Source organism: Tenacibaculum sp. UWU-22 (assembly GCF_041021355.1).
Lineage (GTDB): Bacteria > Bacteroidota > Bacteroidia > Flavobacteriales > Flavobacteriaceae > Polaribacter.
Map to the genome: position 1 here is coordinate 65190 of NZ_JBFNGP010000003.1, position 19948 is coordinate 85137.

Annotated in this window: 21 protein-coding genes; 18 read left to right on the forward strand and 3 right to left on the reverse strand. The window is 30.8% G+C overall.

Going from position 1 to position 19948, the window contains the following annotated elements; all coding sequences use genetic code 11:
• The first annotated feature begins 473 nt into the window (after nucleotides 1–473).
• The 6 genes from AB2B44_RS06815 (at nucleotide 474) to AB2B44_RS06840 (ending at nucleotide 4788) form a co-directional block, all read left to right on the forward strand.
• Entirely contained in the window at nucleotides 474–965 is a 492-nt protein-coding gene (locus AB2B44_RS06815) for a hypothetical protein (protein WP_369048824.1), read from the forward strand.
• An 11-nt stretch (nucleotides 966–976) separates the two neighbouring features.
• On the forward strand, nucleotides 977–1615 hold the full coding sequence (locus tag AB2B44_RS06820; RefSeq protein ID WP_369048825.1) for a hypothetical protein: 639 nt from the start codon (nucleotides 977–979) through the stop codon (nucleotides 1613–1615).
• The gene (locus AB2B44_RS06825) at nucleotides 1591–2343 is read left to right on the forward strand and encodes a sensor histidine kinase (RefSeq protein ID WP_369048826.1); all 753 of its coding nucleotides are present in this window, start codon (nucleotides 1591–1593) and stop codon (nucleotides 2341–2343) included. The genes AB2B44_RS06820 and AB2B44_RS06825 overlap by 25 nt, the downstream gene beginning before the upstream one ends.
• Before the next feature lie 79 nt (nucleotides 2344–2422).
• On the forward strand, nucleotides 2423–3064 hold the full coding sequence (locus AB2B44_RS06830) for a response regulator (protein ID WP_369048827.1): 642 nt from the start codon (nucleotides 2423–2425) through the stop codon (nucleotides 3062–3064).
• A 122-nt stretch (nucleotides 3065–3186) separates the two neighbouring features.
• Complete coding sequence (gene rbfA, locus AB2B44_RS06835) at nucleotides 3187–3582, forward strand: 30S ribosome-binding factor RbfA (RefSeq protein WP_369048828.1); 396 nt, start codon at nucleotides 3187–3189, stop codon at nucleotides 3580–3582.
• Between the two features lie 3 nt (nucleotides 3583–3585).
• Nucleotides 3586–4788: an ABC transporter permease gene (locus AB2B44_RS06840; protein WP_369048829.1), complete on the forward strand. Its 1203-nt coding sequence runs from the start codon at nucleotides 3586–3588 to the stop codon at nucleotides 4786–4788.
• 36 nt (nucleotides 4789–4824) lie between these two features.
• Here the strand turns inward: AB2B44_RS06840 and dusB are convergent, their stop codons facing one another.
• Nucleotides 4825–5823 (reverse strand): tRNA dihydrouridine synthase DusB, encoded by a 999-nt coding sequence (gene dusB, locus AB2B44_RS06845; RefSeq protein WP_369048988.1) that lies wholly within the window; start codon nucleotides 5821–5823, stop codon nucleotides 4825–4827.
• Between the two features lie 112 nt (nucleotides 5824–5935).
• Here dusB and lepA point away from each other — a divergent pair, with 112 nt between their 5' ends.
• Nucleotides 5936–7732, forward strand: coding sequence for a translation elongation factor 4 (gene lepA, locus AB2B44_RS06850; protein WP_369048830.1), 1797 nt, complete (start codon nucleotides 5936–5938; stop codon nucleotides 7730–7732).
• A gap of 101 nt (nucleotides 7733–7833) precedes the next feature.
• Here lepA and AB2B44_RS06855 read toward each other — a convergent pair whose 3' ends face one another.
• The gene (locus tag AB2B44_RS06855; protein WP_369048831.1) at nucleotides 7834–8532 is read right to left on the reverse strand and encodes a zinc metallopeptidase; all 699 of its coding nucleotides are present in this window, start codon (nucleotides 8530–8532) and stop codon (nucleotides 7834–7836) included.
• A 95-nt stretch (nucleotides 8533–8627) separates the two neighbouring features.
• Here AB2B44_RS06855 and AB2B44_RS06860 point away from each other — a divergent pair, with 95 nt between their 5' ends.
• From AB2B44_RS06860 to AB2B44_RS06885, 6 genes are all read left to right on the forward strand, one after another.
• The gene (locus AB2B44_RS06860; RefSeq protein WP_369048832.1) at nucleotides 8628–9659 is read left to right on the forward strand and encodes an asparaginase; all 1032 of its coding nucleotides are present in this window, start codon (nucleotides 8628–8630) and stop codon (nucleotides 9657–9659) included.
• A 228-nt stretch (nucleotides 9660–9887) separates the two neighbouring features.
• Nucleotides 9888–10601 carry a MotA/TolQ/ExbB proton channel family protein gene (locus AB2B44_RS06865; RefSeq protein WP_369048833.1) on the forward strand — a complete coding sequence of 238 codons (714 nt, stop codon included), beginning with the start codon at nucleotides 9888–9890 and terminating at the stop codon, nucleotides 10599–10601.
• Nucleotides 10602–10609: 8 nt separating this feature from the next.
• A complete protein-coding gene (locus AB2B44_RS06870; RefSeq protein ID WP_369048834.1) occupies nucleotides 10610–11050 on the forward strand; it encodes a hypothetical protein in 441 nt (146 codons plus the stop codon).
• Between the two features lie 6 nt (nucleotides 11051–11056).
• Entirely contained in the window at nucleotides 11057–11689 is a 633-nt protein-coding gene (locus AB2B44_RS06875) for an ExbD/TolR family protein (RefSeq protein WP_369048835.1), read from the forward strand.
• Nucleotides 11690–11706: 17 nt separating this feature from the next.
• Nucleotides 11707–12180, forward strand: a complete 474-nt coding sequence (locus AB2B44_RS06880; RefSeq protein WP_369048836.1) for an ExbD/TolR family protein — start codon at nucleotides 11707–11709, stop codon at nucleotides 12178–12180.
• Nucleotides 12181–12375: 195 nt separating this feature from the next.
• Entirely contained in the window at nucleotides 12376–13044 is a 669-nt protein-coding gene (locus AB2B44_RS06885; protein ID WP_369048837.1) for a porin family protein, read from the forward strand.
• 85 nt (nucleotides 13045–13129) lie between these two features.
• Here the strand turns inward: AB2B44_RS06885 and AB2B44_RS06890 are convergent, their stop codons facing one another.
• Nucleotides 13130–15499, reverse strand: a complete 2370-nt coding sequence (locus AB2B44_RS06890) for an RND family transporter (RefSeq protein ID WP_369048838.1) — start codon at nucleotides 15497–15499, stop codon at nucleotides 13130–13132.
• A 127-nt stretch (nucleotides 15500–15626) separates the two neighbouring features.
• Here AB2B44_RS06890 and surE point away from each other — a divergent pair, with 127 nt between their 5' ends.
• The 5 genes from surE (at nucleotide 15627) to asnS (ending at nucleotide 19867) form a co-directional block, all read left to right on the forward strand.
• Complete coding sequence (gene surE, locus AB2B44_RS06895; protein WP_369048839.1) at nucleotides 15627–16397, forward strand: 5'/3'-nucleotidase SurE; 771 nt, start codon at nucleotides 15627–15629, stop codon at nucleotides 16395–16397.
• The gene (locus tag AB2B44_RS06900; RefSeq protein WP_369048840.1) at nucleotides 16385–16672 is read left to right on the forward strand and encodes a hypothetical protein; all 288 of its coding nucleotides are present in this window, start codon (nucleotides 16385–16387) and stop codon (nucleotides 16670–16672) included. Before surE ends, AB2B44_RS06900 begins: the two co-directional genes overlap by 13 nt.
• 18 nt (nucleotides 16673–16690) lie before the next feature.
• The gene (gene lpxB, locus AB2B44_RS06905; RefSeq protein ID WP_369048841.1) at nucleotides 16691–17800 is read left to right on the forward strand and encodes a lipid-A-disaccharide synthase; all 1110 of its coding nucleotides are present in this window, start codon (nucleotides 16691–16693) and stop codon (nucleotides 17798–17800) included.
• Between the two features lie 5 nt (nucleotides 17801–17805).
• Entirely contained in the window at nucleotides 17806–18291 is a 486-nt protein-coding gene (locus AB2B44_RS06910; RefSeq protein WP_369048842.1) for a C40 family peptidase, read from the forward strand.
• A 142-nt stretch (nucleotides 18292–18433) separates the two neighbouring features.
• Nucleotides 18434–19867 (forward strand): asparagine--tRNA ligase, encoded by a 1434-nt coding sequence (asnS, locus tag AB2B44_RS06915; protein WP_369048843.1) that lies wholly within the window; start codon nucleotides 18434–18436, stop codon nucleotides 19865–19867.
• Nucleotides 19868–19948 lie beyond the last annotated feature (81 nt).

The following is a 19948-nucleotide window of genomic DNA, read 5'->3' on the forward strand; positions in this document are numbered from 1 at the left end:
TAAATTTAAATTAAATATTTTTTTGTTTGGCAAAAATTTATTTAGAGGTAAAGATATGTTATTCAAAAGTGTTTAAAAAGTAGTAATTAATAATTTTTTTAATAATTTGAACGTTTATTTTTTTATTTTAGTTCTGTAATAATAGAATTTGATTAGTTGTAAAAAAAAGCATCTAGTTAAACTAGATGCTTTGATTATACTCAAGCAATCTTCCCTGTTCTTTTACTTAAAAAAAACATAAAAAATATGTGTGTGCAAATATTTAAAAGCCATTATGCGTGTGCAACCGTTAATTGCTTGTTTTTTATACAGGAAAAACACCCTTTTAAAAAAAGCATAACCTCTTTTTTTTGTTAAAAAAATATTATAAAAAGCTGTAAATAAATTAATTAAATGTATTTTGGGAGAAATAGATTATTTGTGTTTTGGTTAAAACCGTAACTTGTGGTTTATTAACTTTAAATAATTGTGTTATGAAATCAATTAACAATTTTTTTTATCTGTTAGCTAGTTGCGTGTTTATTCTTACATCATGTGTTAATCAGCAAAATGCTGAAAATTTTGAAAAACCTAAAAATGCTATTTCATATGAAAAAGCTAAAGCATTGCAAAAAGAGTATTTAAACACTAGGGTAAAATCTATTCAAGAGGCTTATAAAGCTTTAGGGATAGAAAAGAAACCAGATGTTAGAGATGTTACCTATAGTCTTGAGGGCTTAAAGCAATATCTTGCTTATGTAGAAAAAGAGGCGGAAAAAAAAGGATTGAAAGGCTTGGGTATTCGAGTGTATTTAGGAGCTTATAAAGGGGGTGATGTAACGATGTTTTTTATGCCAACTCATCAAAAAACACCAAAAGCCAGTAATGTGAACAACTTTTTTTATGTGGCAGAAGATGAGGTTATAGAAGGAGTAGATGGCTATAATTTTGGTATAGGAGGTCAACCTCCGCGTGATATGAAATAGATAAAAATATAATGGCTTTTTCTGATTTAATTTATATAATATTAGTATTTGAAGTTTTAGCTGCAATTATAGCAACTATATATTATAAGAAATATAAAAACACTACTGAAAGGTATTTTTTGTATTATCTATGGGCTGTGTTTTTTGTTGAAATGGCAGGGTTGTCGTATTGGAAAATTTTAAAATCAGGCAATAATTACTGGATATACATTATCTACACCTACTTTAGTTTTTTATTTTTCTTTTATTGGTTTTATTCCATTTTAGAAAAAAAGAAATATAAAAAAATATTACTTTTTTTAGCTTTTATTTTTTCTGTGTATGGTATTTATAATTTTATGGTTTTAAGTTGGAATCAATATCAAATTCCTACTTTTGTTTGTGGGGCTATAATTACGATTATTTCGGCATTACTTTATTTTTCTGAATTATTAGATAGTGATAAGGTGCTTAATGTAAAAACAGAACTTCGTTTTTGGATTGCAACAGGTTTGTTGTTGTTTAATGTAGGAATGACTCCTTTTATGATTTTTTCTGATTATTTTAAGTCTGATAACCGATTATTTGTTATTATTTTAGTGTCGCTAAATTTTATTTTATATGGCTGTTATTCATTAGGTTTTATATGGTTGAAACCAAAGAACAAATAATATTTATAATTACTTCTGTATTAGTGCTATTAATGGCTTTTACAGTTATAGTTCTTTTTGTTGTTTTTCAGCGTAGAAAAAACAAATTATTAGAAGCGCAAAAAGAAGCAAAAAAACGTTTTGAAAATGAAATAGCAAAAACACAAATAGAAATTAGAGAAGAAACCTTACGTAATATTAGTTGGGAGTTGCACGATAATATAGGGCAGTTATTAACCTTGGCAAAAATTCAAATACAAACGGCTACCAAAGAAAATGTAAAAGAAGTGTCAGAAACGATTTCGAAAGGGTTAAATGAGGTTCGGTTATTGTCGAAATTAATTAATCCTGAAATAATCAAAAACATTCAGTTAAAAGAAGCAATTCAACTAGAGATTGATCGTTTTAACAGACTGAATTTTATAGCTTCTAATTTATATGTTATCGGAGAAGAACAACCGATTGATGAAAAAGCGGCAATTATTATTTTTAGAATTTTACAAGAGTTTTTTTCAAATACCATTAAACATTCTAAAGCCTCAAAATTAAATGTGATACTCGATTTTAAAAAAAATGAGTTAAATATTAAAGCAGAAGATGATGGGATTGGTTTTAATGCAGATACTATAAAAAGTAAAGGTATAGGCTTAAGTAATATTAAAAGCAGAGCAGCTTTAATTAAGGCTGAAATTAATTTAACCTCTAAAAATAATAAAGGCACAACTCTTATAATTAACTATCGTTTTTAATAGTAAAGATTTTAGAAAAGAAAGATTAAACAAATAAATAAAGTGCCAAAGAACAACGATTTAACTTAAAATTATTCTAATGACATATTCGGTTGTAATTGTAGACGATCATACATTATTATCACAAGCTATAGAAAGTATGGTTAATATGTTTGATAAATTTAAAGTTTTATATACCTGTAAAAATGGGAAAGAGGTGGTAGCAAAATTTTCTGCATCGCCTAAGAACATTCCAGATATTGTTTTGATGGATGTAAATATGCCTGTTATGAACGGTGTAGAAACTACACAATGGATTGTAGAAAACCATCCAAATGTATATGTTATGGCATTGTCGGTTGAAGATACAGATACTACTATTTTAAAAATGATACAAGCTGGTGCTGTTGGATATTTATTAAAAGATACCGAAAAAGAAGTGTTGTATAAAGCCCTGTCAGAAATTATTGATAATGGGTTTTATCATACAAAAAATGTAACTAATTTATTAATAAATACGGTTTCGGGTAAAGAAAATACAACACATCAGTTTAAAGAAAACGAGCTTACTTTTATGAAACTTTCTTGTACTGAACTTACCTATAAAGAAATTGCAGATAAAATGTGTTTAAGTCCTAAAACAATTGATGGTTATCGCGATAGCTTATTTGTTAAATTAAATGTTCGTAATAGAGTAGGGCTAGTAATGTATGCCATTAAAAATAAAATTTACACCCCATAAGTCAACTGATTTTATCCGTAATATGTAAAAGTAAAGAGCGTTATTAACTCTTTATATTTAAACATATTTTAATGCTTATTTTATTGTGTTAAAACAACTAAAATAATCATTAAATTTGCCGAATGGAAGAAACACACAGACAGCGCAAAATTGCAGGAGTATTGCAAAAAGATTTGGTAGCGATATTACAAAAAGCGGCTCAAGAAGGTATGAAAGGAGTAATTATATCTGTTTCTAAGGTTTCGGTTACTTCAGATTTAAGTATTGCTAAAGTATACTTAAGTATTTTTCCTTCTGAAAAGAGAGCGCAAATTGTTGAAGGAATAAAATCAAACACAGTACTTATTAGACATGAGTTGGCAAAACTTACTCGAAATCAATTACGAAAAATGCCAGAACTCTTATTTTTTGGAGACGACTCTTTAGATTATATTGAAAAAATAGACAAATCTTTAAAGGGAGATGATGAAAATCCAATAAAAAATCCAGAAATTTTACCCCGTCGTAAAAAAAAATAAGTATTGAACTTTCCGTTATACATAGCTAAAAGATACGTGTTTGCTAAAAGTGGTAACAATGCGATTAACATTATTACGATTATAGCCACTTTTGGTGTAATTGTAGGGTCTTTGGCTTTATTTATTATTCTTTCTGGTTTTACAGGGTTGCGAACATTTAGCTATTCGTTATTAGATGCTTCAGATCCAGATTTAAAAATTACGCCAGTAAAGGGAAAAATATTTGTGTTTACCGATAGTATTCAACACATTTTAGAAAATCATACCGATATTTCATCTTTTTCTAAGGTTGTTGAAGAGCGGGCATTGCTTCGTTATAAAGATAAAGAAGAGATTGCCTATATTAAAGGAGTAGATTCAACTTATAATAGAGTGGTTGAAATAGATTCAGCTATACAGGTAGGTACATGGCTCGATTTTGATTATAAAAATACCGCAGTTATTGGTAATGGAATTTCGTATAAACTTTCGCTTGGAATTTTAAATTTTGGCGAACCATTACAAATCTTAATGCCCAAATCAGGTAAAGGATTAATTAATCCGATGAACGCGTTTAGGAATGTTAAAACCCAAATTACGGGTATATACAGTGGTACAGAAGAATTTGAAAACAAGTTTGTATTTACCAATATTACTTTAGCGCAAGATTTATTACAATATCAAAAAAACCAAATAACAGCGATAGAAATTAAACTAAAAAACAAGGCTTTAGCTATTTCGTTAAAAAACGATTTACAAAAAGCTTTAGGTAATACTCTTAAAGTACAAACTCGGGCTGAGTTAAACGAATTGTTTTATAAAGTTATCAATTCAGAAAATGTTATTTCATACCTTATTTTTACACTTGTAATTATTATTGCGTTATTTAATGTAATTGGGGCTATTATTATGATGATAATTGATAAGCGTAGCAATTTAAAAACCTTGTTTAATTTAGGAACCACAGTAAAAGAAATTAAACAAATTTTTGTGTTTCAAGGGTTTTTACTTACGTTGTTTGGTACAGTTGTAGGGCTGTTTATAGGGGTGGTGTTAGTGCTTATACAAAAACAATTTGGGTTGTTTATGGTAACGCAAAATTTGCCTTATCCAGTAGAATTTCGTTGGACAAACTTATCAATTGTAATAGTAACGATTTCTATTCTTGGCTTTTTAGCCTCTAAAATTGCAAGCAATAGAATTACTAGTGATTTTATTACACAATAAGATTTTTAACGTAAGGATTGGGTGTGTGTTTAACTACTAAAATTCAGTAATAGTAGTATTTTTATATTTTTCTTGTACTTCATCAAAAACAGCAAACACCTCATTGGGGTGGTCTAAGGTTACCATTTTTAATCGATATTCTTTAAAATGTGGGATTCCTTTAAAATAGTTGGTGTAATGCCTTCTGGTTTCTACAACACCTAAGTGTTCGCCTTTCCAATCAATAGCCATTTGTAAATGTCTTCGAGCCATATTAGCACGCTCAGAAATAGTTGGTTTTGGCAAGTGTTTTTTAGTTTTAAAATAATGTTTTACTTCATTAAAAAACCAAGGATATCCAATAGAAGCACGTCCTATCATACAGCCATCTAGCCCAAATTTATCACGCATTTTCATCGCTTTTTCAGGTGAGTCAACATCGCCATTTCCAAAGATAGGAATATGCATGCGTGGGTTGTTTTTAACCTCGGCAATAGGCGCCCAGTCAGCATTACCCTTATACATTTGTGCTCGAGTTCTACCATGAATAGAAATAGCTTTACACCCTACATCTTGTAATCGTTCAGCTACTTCAACAATTTTAATAGAATCTTGATCCCACCCTAAACGGGTTTTTACAGTAATTGGTAAATTGGTGTGTTTTACCATGGCTTTGGTTAACGAAACCATTAAATCAATATCTTTTAAAATTCCTGCACCAGCACCACGCGAAACTACTTTTTTTACAGGGCATCCAAAATTAATATCAATAATATCAGGTTGGGTTTTTTCTACAATTTCTACTGAGCGTAACATTGAATCTAGATTTGCTCCAAAAATTTGAATTCCCACAGGGCGTTCTTTTTCGTATATATCTAGTTTCATCACGCTTTTTGCTGCATCACGAATTAATCCTTCCGAAGAAATAAATTCAGTATACACTACATCGGCACCATTTTCTTTGCACAAGGCTCTAAACGGTGGATCGCTTACATCTTCCATAGGCGCTAATAATAGCGGAAAATCAGGAAGTTCTATGTCGCCAATTTTTACCATAACTTTAATTGACTGCAAAGTTACTTTTTATTTTTTATTACGTAAATTTTTAATTGTACAGCGTTTTACAAAAAAGTATCTTTGTCGGTCACAAGAAGTTAGAATACGAAGTATGAAAAACATTAGAAACTTTTGCATTATCGCACATATTGATCATGGTAAAAGCACCTTGGCAGATCGTTTATTAGATTATACAGGGTCGGTTACTGAGCGAGAAAAGCAAAATCAATTATTAGATAATATGGATTTGGAGCGTGAACGGGGTATTACCATTAAATCACACGCTATTCAAATGGACTATATTTACAAAGGTGAAAGCTATATTTTAAATTTAATTGACACACCGGGTCACGTAGATTTTTCGTACGAAGTATCTCGCTCTATTGCAGCTTGCGAAGGCGCTTTGTTAATTGTTGATGCTGCGCAGAGTATTCAGGCACAAACCATTTCTAACTTGTATCTAGCATTAGAAAATGATTTAGAAATTATTCCAGTATTAAATAAAGTTGATTTACCATCTGCAAACCCAGAAGAGGTAACTGATGATATTGTTGATTTATTAGGTTGTACACCAGAAGAAGTTATTCATGCAAGTGGTAAAACAGGTTTTGGAGTTGAAAATGTTTTGGAGGCTATTATCGAAAAAATTCCTGCTCCAAGTGGTAATCCAGAAGCACCGTTAAAAGCCTTGATTTTTGATTCGGTTTATAATTCTTATAGAGGGGTAGAAACCTATTTTAGAGTGGTTGATGGTTCTATAAAAAAGAATCAACAAATAAAATTTATGGCTACAGGTAAACGATATGATGCAGATGAGGTAGGTACTTTAAAATTAAACCAAGTTGTAAAAAACGAAATTAAAACGGGTGATGTTGGGTATTTAATTACAGGCATAAAAGCTGCTAAAGAAGTAAAAGTAGGTGATACAATTACCGATTTTGCAAACCCAACGGCTAGCCGAATTGAAGGTTTTGAAAATGTAAAGCCAATGGTTTTTGCAGGAATTTATCCTGTAGATACAGAAGATTACGAAGAACTTCGTGCTTCGATGGAAAAATTGCAATTAAATGATGCTTCTTTGGTTTTTCAGCCCGAGAGTTCTGCTGCATTAGGTTTTGGTTTTCGATGTGGTTTTTTAGGAATGTTGCATATGGAGATTATTCAAGAGCGTTTAGAGCGTGAGTTTAACATGACTGTTATTACCACGGTGCCTAACGTTTCTTATCATGCTTATACAAAAAAACATATTGATGAGGCTATTATTGTAAATAATCCATCTGACTTGCCTGATCCGTCAAAATTAGATAGAGTAGAAGAGCCTTTTATTAAGGCATCTATTATTACAAAGGCTGATTTTGTTGGTCAAGTAATGAGTTTATGTATTGATAAGCGTGGTCAAATAGTAAACCAAACATATTTAACTCCTCAACGTGTCGAATTAATTTTTGATATGCCGTTGGCAGAAATTGTTTTTGATTTTTACGACCGATTAAAAACCGTGTCTAAAGGTTATGCTTCGTTTGATTACCATCCTATTGGTATGCGAACATCGAAACTAGTACGTGTTGATATGTTGTTAAATGGGCAGCCTGTAGATGCTCTTTCCGCTTTATTGCATGCCGATAATGCATACGCTATAGGTAAACGAATTTGCGAAAAATTGAAAGAATTAATTCCGCGCCAACAGTTTGATATTCCAATTCAGGCAGCTATTGGTGCAAAAATTATTGCTCGTGAAACGGTAAAAGCCCTACGTAAAGATGTAACCGCTAAATGTTATGGAGGTGATATTTCTAGAAAAAGAAAACTTCTTGAAAAACAAAAAAAAGGTAAAAAACGTATGCGACAAGTGGGTAATGTAGAAATTCCCCAACAAGCATTTATGGCGGTATTAAAATTAAACGATTAGTTTTATTGATAAATTAAGACTGTAAGAGCAAAGATAAAAGCATAAAAAAATCCCATTTTGATATACTAAAAATGGGATTTTTTTTATACGGTTAATTTAGATTAATCTCTGCTTGCCAGTAATCGTAATATCCAATAAGCTAACATGGCTAATGAACCTAAAGCAGATACTAAATATGTTCGAGCTGCCCACTTTAGTGCATCTTTAGAACCAGCTAATTCTTCACGAGTTACAATGTGTTTATTTTCTAACCAAGCGAGCGCTCTATTACTGGCATCATATTCTACAGGTAGTGTTATAAAGCTAAACAAAGTAGCTATTGCCATTAACACTACACCAGCAACAAGTACCCAATACCCCATTCCAGAAGCAGCTCCTAAAATTAAGCCACCCATAATCAGCCATTGTGAAAATTGAGAAGATACATTTACCATAGGCACTAATTGCGATCGCATGGTTAACCATTTATAAGCTTTAGCATGTTGTACGGCATGACCTACTTCGTGAGCAGCTACAGCTGCCGAAGCAGCGTTTCGTTCGTTATATACAGCTTCACTAAGGTTTACAGTTTTATTTTGAGGATTATAATGATCGGTTAATCTACCAGGGGTTGAAATTACTTTTACATCAGAAATACCATGGTCTGCCAACATTTTTTCAGCAATTTCAGCGCCACTTAACCCATTACGTAAATGAATTTTTGAATATTTTTCAAATTTTCTTTTTAAGGTATTGCTTACTAACCAGCTACATAAAGAAATAGCACCTATTATAATATAATATTCAAATCCTATAGCCATAATTTATATTGTTTAAAGTTTTGTTATCAATAATTGTTTGCTATGTTTACAACACAAATTATTCCAAATTGAAATTAACAATAAAAAATGACAAAATGACAAATAGACCTAATATTTTATTGCTTTATACTGGGGGTACTATTGGTATGGTAAAAGATTATAAAACGAATGCTTTAAAAGCGTTTGATTTTAATCAGCTTTTAGAAAAAATTCCAGAAATAGAGCAGTTAAATTGTAATATTATTCCTGTTTCTTTTGAAAAACCTATAGACTCATCAAATATGAATACAAGCTATTACATTAAAATAGCTGAAATTATTGAAAATAAATATCAAAATTTTGATGGTTTTGTAGTGTTAACAGGTTCTGATACCATGTCATATACATCATCTGCGATTAGTTTTATGTTTGAAAATTTGCAAAAACCAGTAATTTTTACAGGGTCGCAATTACCTATAGGTGATTTACGCACCGATGCTAAAGAAAATTTAATTACTTCAATAGAAATAGCCTCAACACGTAAAAATAATAAGCCAGTAATTAGAGAGGTGTGTTTGTATTTTGAGTACAAGTTATATAGAGCAAACAGAACTACTAAAATAAATGCCGAGCAGTTTGAAGCTTTTACGTCTATGAATTATCCTCCTTTGGCAGAAAGTGGGGTGCATTTACATTTTAATAATAATTTATTATTAAAACCGAAAAAAAATCAATCTAAATTAATTGTCAGAAAAAAATTAGACTCTCGTATTGTTATTTTGAAATTGTATCCTGGAATAACCGAAACGGTTGTAAAAAGCATCATTACTATTCCAAATTTAAAAGGAATAATTCTTGAAACATATGGTTCAGGTAATGCGCCTACAGAAAAAAGATTTATCGATTTGTTAAAACAAGCCATAAAAAATGATATCCGTATAGTAAATGTGACGCAATGTGCGGGAGGAAGTGTGTTAATGGGGCATTATGAAACGAGTGTTGCACTAAAAAAAATAGGTGTTGTTAACGGAAAAGACATTACTACCGAGACAGCTGTAGCTAAAATGATGTATTTATTAGGTGAAAATTTATCTAAGAAAGATTTTAAATATTATTTTGAACAATCTTTACGAGGTGAAATAGGGTAAAAAGTAATTGGTTTTTAGTCAGAGAAAAACAAAAATTCAGCTAAAAAGTACAATTTCAGCAATTTTTTTTTACTGTCCCAACATTTTTTTGTTACTTGGCAGTCTGAAAAAAACGAAAATAGTTTCTAATTAAGAACAGTTGTTCTTTTTTAGTAATCGTTTTCTTAACTTTTAGAATAAAATTATATCTTTAACCCGTTAACTATTAAAAATTAATTTATAACAAAGATGAAAAAAGTAGTAAATTTCCTAACTGTAACAGGATTTATGTTTTTTGGAGCAATTCAATCAACTTTTGCTCAAGAAGAGACCAAAACGTTTACCCAAGAGTTAAAACAACGTTTTATTGAAGGAGATCCTAAATTTATGGGGATTGTATTAGTGGCCTTAATTTTAGGTTTAGCAATCGTTATTGAAAGAATTATTTATTTAAATATGGCGACTACCAACACTAAAAAATTAGTAGCAAAAATAGATGATGCGCTAAGTTCTGGTGGTGTAGAAGCAGCTAAAGAAGTTTGTAGAAACACAAAAGGACCTGTTGCTTCAATCTTTTACCAAGGTTTAGAAAGAGCAGATGAAGGCTTAGATGCAGCTGAAAAAGCAGTAGTTGGTTATGGTGGTGTACAAATGGGGTTATTAGAGAAAAATGTTTCTTGGATTTCTTTATTTATTGCCTTAGCACCGATGCTAGGATTCATGGGTACGGTAATTGGTATGATTCAATCTTTTGACTCAATTGCTGTAGCAAATGATATTTCTCCTGCGGTAGTAGCAACAGGTATTAAAATTGCACTTTTAACAACAGTTTTTGGGTTAATAGTAGCTATTATTTTACAAATTTTTTATAACTATATCATCTCTAAAATAGATAGTATTGTTAATAATATGGAAAATGCTTCTATTACATTAATCGATTTGTTGGCTAAATACAAAAAATAAGAAGTCATATGAAAAATAATTTATCAAAAATATTGACTATTGTTATTTCTGCTATAGCTATTATTGGCGCCATCTTATTTGTAAGAGTAATGTCGGCTGGCGATGATGCACAAGCAGTAAGCGACTCAGTAGGTTCAATAGTAACTTTTTCGCAATGGTTATTTTACATTACGGTGTTAATAGCTGTAGTTTTGTCGATTTGGGGGATAATAAAAAACCCAGCCTCTTTAAAGAAAACCTTATTAGGTGTTGGTATTTTTATTGTTTTATTTTTTCTTTCATACTCTTTAGCTTCTGATGGAGCTGTTTCAGGTCCAGAAGGGATTATAGCTGCAGCAGGTAGTGCTACTTCTAAATGGACCAGTACAGGTATTTGGTTTAGCCTTATTTTAGGTGGTTTAGCAGGTATCTTTTTTATTGGAGATTTAATTAAAGGACTTATAAAATAAGAGATTATGGCAAGAAGAGAAAACCCCGAAATTAATGCAGGTTCGATGGCAGATATTGCTTTCTTGCTACTTATCTTTTTCCTTGTAACCACTACGATGGATGTAGACTCTGGTATTTCAAAAAAATTAGCAGAAAAGATACCGCCAAACGTAAAGCCACCAAAAATAAAGGATAAAAATCTTTTTGAAGTTAATATAAACCGTAATAACGAACTTTTTGTAGAGAATGAAGTTATGGATATAAAAGACTTAAAAGATGCAGCCTTGAAATTTATAGACAATGGTGGGGGTATAGGAAGTCCAAAAGAAGGTGAAAGTAAAGGTACACCATGCGATTATTGTAATGGTGATAAAGACCCTAGTTCGTCTGACCACCCTAATAAAGCAGTTATTTCAGTGCAAAGTGATAGAGCTACAGAATATGGTACATACATAGCAGTACAAAACCAATTGTTACAAGCTTACGCTGAATTACGAAATAAACTATCTCAAAAACGATATAATATGTCGTTTACCGAGTTAGAAGAAGCTTTTAAAGATAGCGGTCGTAAAGACGAATCGTTAAGAAAGAAAGTACAAGATATAAAAGATAGTTATCCTCTAATCATTACCGATCTTGATCCTGAGGGTACAAAATAATTTAAAAACAAATTTGTATGTCTAAATTTATAAAGAAGAAAAAAGAAATGCCAGCAGTATCTACGGCATCTTTACCTGATATTGTTTTTATGTTATTGTTCTTTTTTATGGTAACCACTACGATGAGAGAAACAGATTTAAAAATAGATAATCCGAGGTTACCCAGTGCTACAGAGGTTAAAAAGTTAGAGCATAAAAGTTTAGTAAGCACAATTTATGTTGGTAAAGCAAAAGAAACTAGTAAATATGGTTCGGGGTATAATAGAATTCAGTTAAATGATAAAATTTCTACTCCTGATGATGTGCCAGCTTTTATAATAAATGCGCGTTCTAAAGTATCAGAATCAGATATTCCTTTTATGACAACCTCTATTAAAGCAGATAAAGAATCTAGTGTGGGTACGTTAACCGATATTCGTTTAAAATTAAGAGATGTAAATGCTCTTAAGTTAAACTTATCTACACACACAGGAAGTGATATAGGTAAATAAAACCCTATCGTAATTTAAAATAATACTAAAAGAGCAACTTATCGGTTGCTCTTTTTTTATCTTTATAAATATTTTTTTAGTAGACTTAATTCCTAATTTTAGTAGCGGTAGTTATATTAGATAAATTACTAGAAGAAGAGGGCTTATTGAATTAAAAACATTAAAAAAACAAATATTTAATTTAAATTTATTTTGATGAAAAACATACTTCTTTTATGTCTTATATTATCTGCTAATTTTGCTTTTTCTCAAAAAGATTCTTTACAATTAGGCGATCATTATTTAGAAGATCAGTTGTATTTAAATATAACCTATAATGTTCTTAGAAATCAACCCTCAGATATTAATAATAGAAGTTTTCCTTATGGTTTTTCAATGGGGTTTATAAAAGATATACCGCTTAATAAAGGGGGTAATACGGCTTTAGGGATAGGTGTAGGTTATCGTTATGATTTATTTAACCATAATGTTAAAATAGTTGACAATAATGGCAACACAACTTTTCAGGTTGATAACGATTTGTCTAAACCTAATACGCTTAAATTACACGAAATAGTGTTTCCAATACAATTTAGGTGGCGTACATCTACGGCTCAAAATTATAGTTTTTGGCGAATATACACAGGTGTAAAAATTAGCTATAATATCAATAATAAGTTTCAAGAAGTAGCAACCAATACTGTATACACTAATGTTTTACAGTATCAAAAACTTCAAACAGGCTTAACCATGTCGTTAGGCTATGATATTTTTAATTTTTATGTTTATTATGGGTTAACACCTATTTTTAAAAAGAGTACCGAAACAACATCGGTTCTTTCAAAAAAAATGATGCATTTTGGTTTAATTTTTTACATTCTATAAATAAAGTATACTTACCAGATAAAAAAATCAAAAGCCAATATTAGTGTTTTAATATTGGCTTTTGATTTTTTTTTTTGATATGGTATTATTCTTCTTCCTCTTCTTTAGGAGGAATTATTTTAATTGTAGGCTCTTTAAATACTTTTTTGTTGGCGATTTTATTTTCAAAAGAAAGTAATAGCGACGGTAAGAGTAATAAATTAGATACCATTGCTAATAATAGGGTAATAGAAACTAAGCCTCCTAAAGCAATTGTGCCTCCAAAACTAGAAATCGTAAACACTAAAAAGCCAAAAAATAGAACAATTGAAGTATAAAACATACTTACTCCTGTTTCTCGCAAGGCAGTAAAAACTGATTTTCTAACTTTCCAATTATTATTCATTAATTCTTGCCTGTATTTAGCTAGAAAATGAATTGTGTCATCTACCGAAATTCCAAATGCAATACTAAAAACTAAAATAGTAGAAGGTTTTAGAGGGATACCAAAAAAGCCCATTAATCCAGCAGTTACCAATAACGGAAGTATATTCGGTATTAGAGAGATTAAAATCATTTGAGGTGATCGAAACATCCACGCCATAAAAAAAGCAATTAAAAATATAGCTAATGACAGAGAGATAATTAAATTTTTAATCAAGTAGTTGGTTCCTTTTAAAAAAACCAAAGGTTTACCTGTTAAAGATACTTCGTATCTATCGCTTGGAAATTGTTTCTTTACCACCGCATTTAAACGGTCTTGAATAATGTCCATTTTATTGGTACTAACGTCTTTCATAAACGTAGTTATTCGTGCGTAACGACCTGTGCTATCAACAAAGTTTTTAAGCATTCCTGTGTTTGTATTCGTGTTTTTTGTGTACGCAAAAATGTAACTTTTTTCTTGTGCAGTTGGTAATTGATAGTATTTAGGGTTTCCGTTATAATATGCTTGTTTAGAGTATTTTACTAAGTTTACTATTGAAATAGGTTTTGATAATTCTGGAAAAGTTTCAATAGTTTCATCGAGTTTATCCATTTTTTTCAAAGTAGATAAGTTCATAACTCCCTTATCTCGTTTTGTATCAATTAAAATTTCTAGCGGCATAATACCTCCAAATTCTCTCTCAAAAAACTTAATGTCTTTATAAAACTCCATGCCTTTAGGCATGTCGTCAATCATACTACCCGATACTTTTATTTGAAATAAACCGATTAAACCAAAAATAATAATACAAACAGTGGTAATATAAATTGTAATCCGTTTATTTTTCACCGTTCTTTCCATCCAATTTACCACGTTATTCATCCAACTTTTTTCAAGATGGTTTAAGTGTTTTTTTTGTGGAAGTGGCATAAAACTATATATAATTGGTATAATTAGTAATGCCAAAACAAAAATGCTAACAATGTTTACTGACGCCAAAATACCAAACTCTCGTAGTAACTGACTTTTAACAAAAATAAAAGTAGCAAAACCAGAAGCGGTAGTAACATTGGTCATTAAAGTAGCATTTCCAACCTTTGAAATAACACGTTGTAACGATTTAGCTTGATTACCATGTTTTTTAACTTCTTGTTGATATTTATTAATAAGAAAAATGGCGTTGGGTACTCCAATAACAATTATTAATGGAGGAATTAAAGCGGATAAAACCGTTATTTCGTAACGAAACAAGCCAATAAACCCAAAAGCCCAAATAACACCGATACTTACAACTAAAAGAGTAATAAAGGTAGCTCTATACGAACGAAAAAAGAAAAAGAAAATAAAGGCGGTAATAAATAGGGCTCCTAATACAAAAAAGCCCATTTCATCAATAATATTTTGAGAATTTACGGTTCGAACGTAGGGTAATCCTGAAATGTGAACATCTAAATTATATTTTTTTTCAAATTTAGAAATTGTAGGAATTAAGTAATCGGCAATAAAATTTCTCCTTTCTATAGTATTTACAATATCTTTTTTAATATAGATGGCTGTTTGTACAGTGCCATTTTTATTATAGAGTAAATTTTCATAAAATGGAAGTTTTTCAAATAACTGATTCTTTATTTTATCAATTTCTTCCTTTGTTTTCGGGTTTTTATTAAATAAAGGTTCAAGCACAAATTTTCGTTGTGCTCTATCAGCTTTTAATTTTTTAACATCATCAATAGATATTGTAAAATCTACCTGTTTTATGGTGTCAAAATTTTTGATTAGTTTATTCCAAGCATTAAACTTTTCAGGTGTAAATAGCGTACTATCTTTAACTCCAAGTATAACTAGGTTACCTTCTTCACCAAAAATTTTTAAGAATTTATTATAATCTATGTTTGCCTGATGGTCTTCGGGCAACAAATTTGCTTCGGTATATGAAAAACGCATGTATTTCATTTGTGAAGCTAATAATGCAGTTATTATTCCTATAATTACGAGAACGAAATATCTATTTCGTAAAATAATACTGGCAACTTTATTCCAAAAGTTCATTTGTAAAAAAATTTTCGCAAATGTAGTAAATTGTAAACGAACCCACAGTATAAAAAAGCAGTAGCGATAAATCTTTACAAAACAATATAAAAAAATGAATTACTTTTGTTTTATAATATAAAAAACAATGCAAGAAAGACCCTTAATTTTAGTAACTAATGACGATGGAATAACAGCTCCAGGAATTCGCTTTTTAATACAAATTATGAACACAATAGGTGATGTTGTAGTTGTGGCGCCCGATAGTCCGCAAAGTGGTATGGGGCACGCTATAACCGTTGATAGTGTACTGCACTGTAACCCTATTACAATTGATGAGGGCCCTCAGTTAGAATATACCTGTTCTGGCACACCTGCCGATTGTGTAAAAATGGCAATAAACGAAATTTTAAATCGCAAACCCGATTTATGTGTTTCAGGTATAAACCATGGAGCAAATTCATCAATCAATGTAATTTATTCAGGTACTATGAGTGCTGCGATAGAAGCAGGGATAGAAGGAGTTCCAGCAATTGGTTTTTCGTTGTTAGATTTTGATTGGCATGCTGATTTTAGAGCCTCGACAGCCTATGTTAAAAACATCACGTTAAATGCGCTACTTAATGGCATACCTGAAGATGTTGTGCTAAATGTTAATATTCCTAAATTAAAAGAAGACGAAATTAAGGGGGTAAAAATTTGCAGACAAGCAAATGGATATTGGAAAGAAAATTTTGACAAACGCAAAAGCCCTTTTGGGAAAGAATATTATTGGTTATCAGGTGAATTTATAAATAAAGATAAGGGCGAAGATACTGATATTTGGGCTTTAGAAAATGGATATATTTCCGTAGTACCTGTACAGTTTGATTTAACAGCTCACCATATGATTCAAAAATTAAACACATGGGATCTATAACTAAAGAAATTTGTATTGGTATATTAGTATCACTATTTGCTACTTTTGGCGGCTTGTTTTTATATTTAGAATATATTTCTCGTTATGGGTTTCATGAAACAATTAGTTTAATTAAAGAAGGTAAAATTTGGGGAGCGGTTATAGCTTTAGCGGCACTACCAAATTTGTTTGTTTTTTTTATTTTTTTAAAGAAAAACCAAGATTATCGAGCTAGAGGAGTGCTTTTAACAACCATATTTATTGCCTTATTTACACTTGTGTTAAAATTAATATAGCGAAATATTATCAAATAAATGAAATACTACATTATAGCAGGCGAAGCTTCGGGTGATTTACACGGTGCCAATTTAATGAAAGCATTGTATAAACAGGATACTGATGCAACCATACGGTTTTGGGGGGGTGATTTAATGAAGGCTGTTGGAGGTACTTTGGTTAAACATTATAACGAACGGGCCTTTATGGGGTTTTATGAGGTAATATCAAACCTCGGAAAGATTTTAAAAATGATTTCGTTCTGTAAAAAAGATATTGCAGAGTTTAACCCTGATGTAATTATTTTTATAGACAATTCAGGCTTTAATCTTCGTATTGCAAAATGGGCAAAACAACAAGGGTTTAGAACTAATTATTATATTTCTCCTCAGGTTTGGGCAAGTAGAGCAGGTCGTGTAAAAGATATCAAACGCGATATTGATGCCATGTTTGTAATTCTTCCTTTTGAAAAAGAATTTTATAAAAAGTATAATTACGAGGTGTATTTTGTTGGTCATCCGTTAATAGATGAAATCGCAGATAGAAATCAAGTAGATGAAGCCGATTTTAGAAATCAGCATAATTTAGGAACTAAAAATATTATAGCATTATTACCGGGTAGTAGAAAACAAGAAATTACCAAAATGGTAAAAATAATGCTCTCTGTTGTTGATGATTTTGAAGACTATCAATTTGTAATTGCTGGAGCACCGAGTCAAACACCACAGTTTTATAGTTCTTTTATTACAAATAAAAACGTAACATTTATTAATAACAAAACATACGATTTGTTGAGTATTTCATATGCGGCAATAGTTACTTCAGGAACTGCTACTTTAGAAACCGCTTTATATAAAGTGCCACAAGTGGTTTGTTATAAAACAAGTTTTATTTCGTATCAAATTGCTAAACGTATTATTACCTTAAAGTTTATTTCTTTGGTAAATTTGATAATGGATAAAGAGGTGGTTGTTGAGTTAATTCAAAATGATTTAACAAAAAACAATTTAAAAAAAGAACTTCACAAAATTTTAAACCCTTCATCTAGAGATAAAATTTTTAATAATTATTACGAGTTAGAACAAAAGCTTGGCGGTAAAGGGGCATCTTTAAAAACAGCTAAACTCATTGTAGAAAAATTAAAATAGATGAGGTGTTAAGAAAAATTAACTTCATATTTCTGGTCATTCCCTTTTTAATAGGTGCATGTTCATCGTCTAAAAAAGTAACCTCATCAATAAAAACAGCCTCTCCCACAATTGCAGATAAAATAGTTTGGACAGCCGTTTCGTATAAACGTACCCCGTATAAATATGGAGGAACAACTAAAAAAGGAATGGATTGTTCGGGTTTGTTGTATGTGGCTTTTAATTATCGAGGTGTTTCGCTTGAAAGAACTACCCATGAAATGTTTAAACAAGGTTATACCATTTCGTTAGGTCAAGTTCGTCGAGGCGATTTGTTATTTTTTAAAACAGTAGAAAAAAGTAATGCAAAAATTAACCATGTTGGCTTAGTAACATCGGTAAATAACGGAATACACTTTATACATTCTACAACTTCTAACGGAGTAATAGTTTCTTCGCTTTTAGAAAAGTATTGGAAGAGTAGTTTTGTAACAGCGAAACGAGTTTTATAATTTTCTTTCTCTTTTAAGGCACTTTGCAAGTTACATAAGTAAATATTAGTTATACATGTTTTAATGTAACTAGTTTTAAGATATCATTGCCCATTTTATATCAAAAAAGTATCTTTGCCCTCGTATTTTATATTTTTTTAAAATGAAGAGAAGCAGCATACAAGATTTATTACAAGCAACCCAGTTTTCACAAAAAGTACATATAAAAGGATGGGTAAGAACTTTTAGAAGTAATCGTTTTATTGCCTTAAACGATGGTTCTACAATTAATAACATTCAATGTGTAGTAGATTTTGAAAATACAGATCAAGATATTATAAAACGAATTACTACAGGAGCTGCAATTGCAATACAAGGCACTTTGGTAGAAAGCCAAGGTAAAGGACAAGCTGTTGAAATTCAAGTATCTGAAATTGAAATTTTAGGCGATAGTAATCCAGAAGAATATCCTATTCAACCCAAAAAACACAGTTTTGAATTTTTGCGTGAAAATGCTCATTTACGTATTCGTACCAACACGTTTAGCGCAGTAATGCGTGTGCGTTCGGCATTGTCGTTTGCGGTGCATACATATTTTCAAAAAAATGGGTTTTATTATGTAAACACACCTATTATCACAGGCTCTGATGCTGAAGGTGCAGGAGAAATGTTTCACGTAACTAATTTTAAAGCAAATCAAGCTCCGTTAAATGAAGCAGGAGCAGTAGATTACACAAAAGATTTTTTTGGAAAAGAAACCAATTTAACCGTTTCAGGGCAATTAGAAGCCGAAACCTATGCAATGGCATTAGGTAAAGTATATACTTTTGGACCAACTTTTAGAGCCGAAAACTCAAATACTACCCGCCATTTAGCAGAGTTTTGGATGATAGAACCCGAAGTTGCTTTTATGGATTTAGATGGCGATATGGATTTGGCAGAAGACTTTATTAAATACGTTTTAGGTTATGTTATTGAAAATTGTAAAGACGATTTAGATTTTCTAAATAATCGACTTTTACAAGAAGAAAAAACAAAGCCTCAGGCAGAACGTAGTGAAATGAGTTTGTTAGAAAAATTAAATTTTGTAGTGACTAACGATTTTAAACGTGTTTCTTATACCGAAGCTATTGATATTTTACGTAATTCAAAACCTAATAAAAAGAAAAAATTTCAATATATAATTGATCAATGGGGTGCCGATTTACAATCAGAACACGAACGATATTTAGTTGAAAAGCATTTTAAATGCCCCGTAATTTTATTTGATTACCCAGCTAATATTAAGGCTTTTTATATGCGATTAAATGAAGATCAAAAAACGGTTCGAGCTATGGATGTTCTATTTCCTGGAATTGGAGAAATTGTTGGAGGTAGCCAAAGAGAGGAGCGTTTAGATGTTTTAAAAGATAAAATGAAGGCTTTAGGAATTGAAGAAAAAGAATTATGGTGGTATTTAGACACACGTAAATTTGGTACAGCTGTACATGCTGGTTTTGGTCTTGGTTTTGAGCGTTTAGTTCAATTTACTACGGGTATGGGAAATATAAGAGATGTTATACCGTTTCCTAGAACCCCTCAAAATGCGGAGTTTTAAATATTTTTTTTGACTATAAAAGCAGTAAAGTAGTTATTTTTCTTATCTTACTTAAAATATTCTTATTCTGTAAGTGTTAAG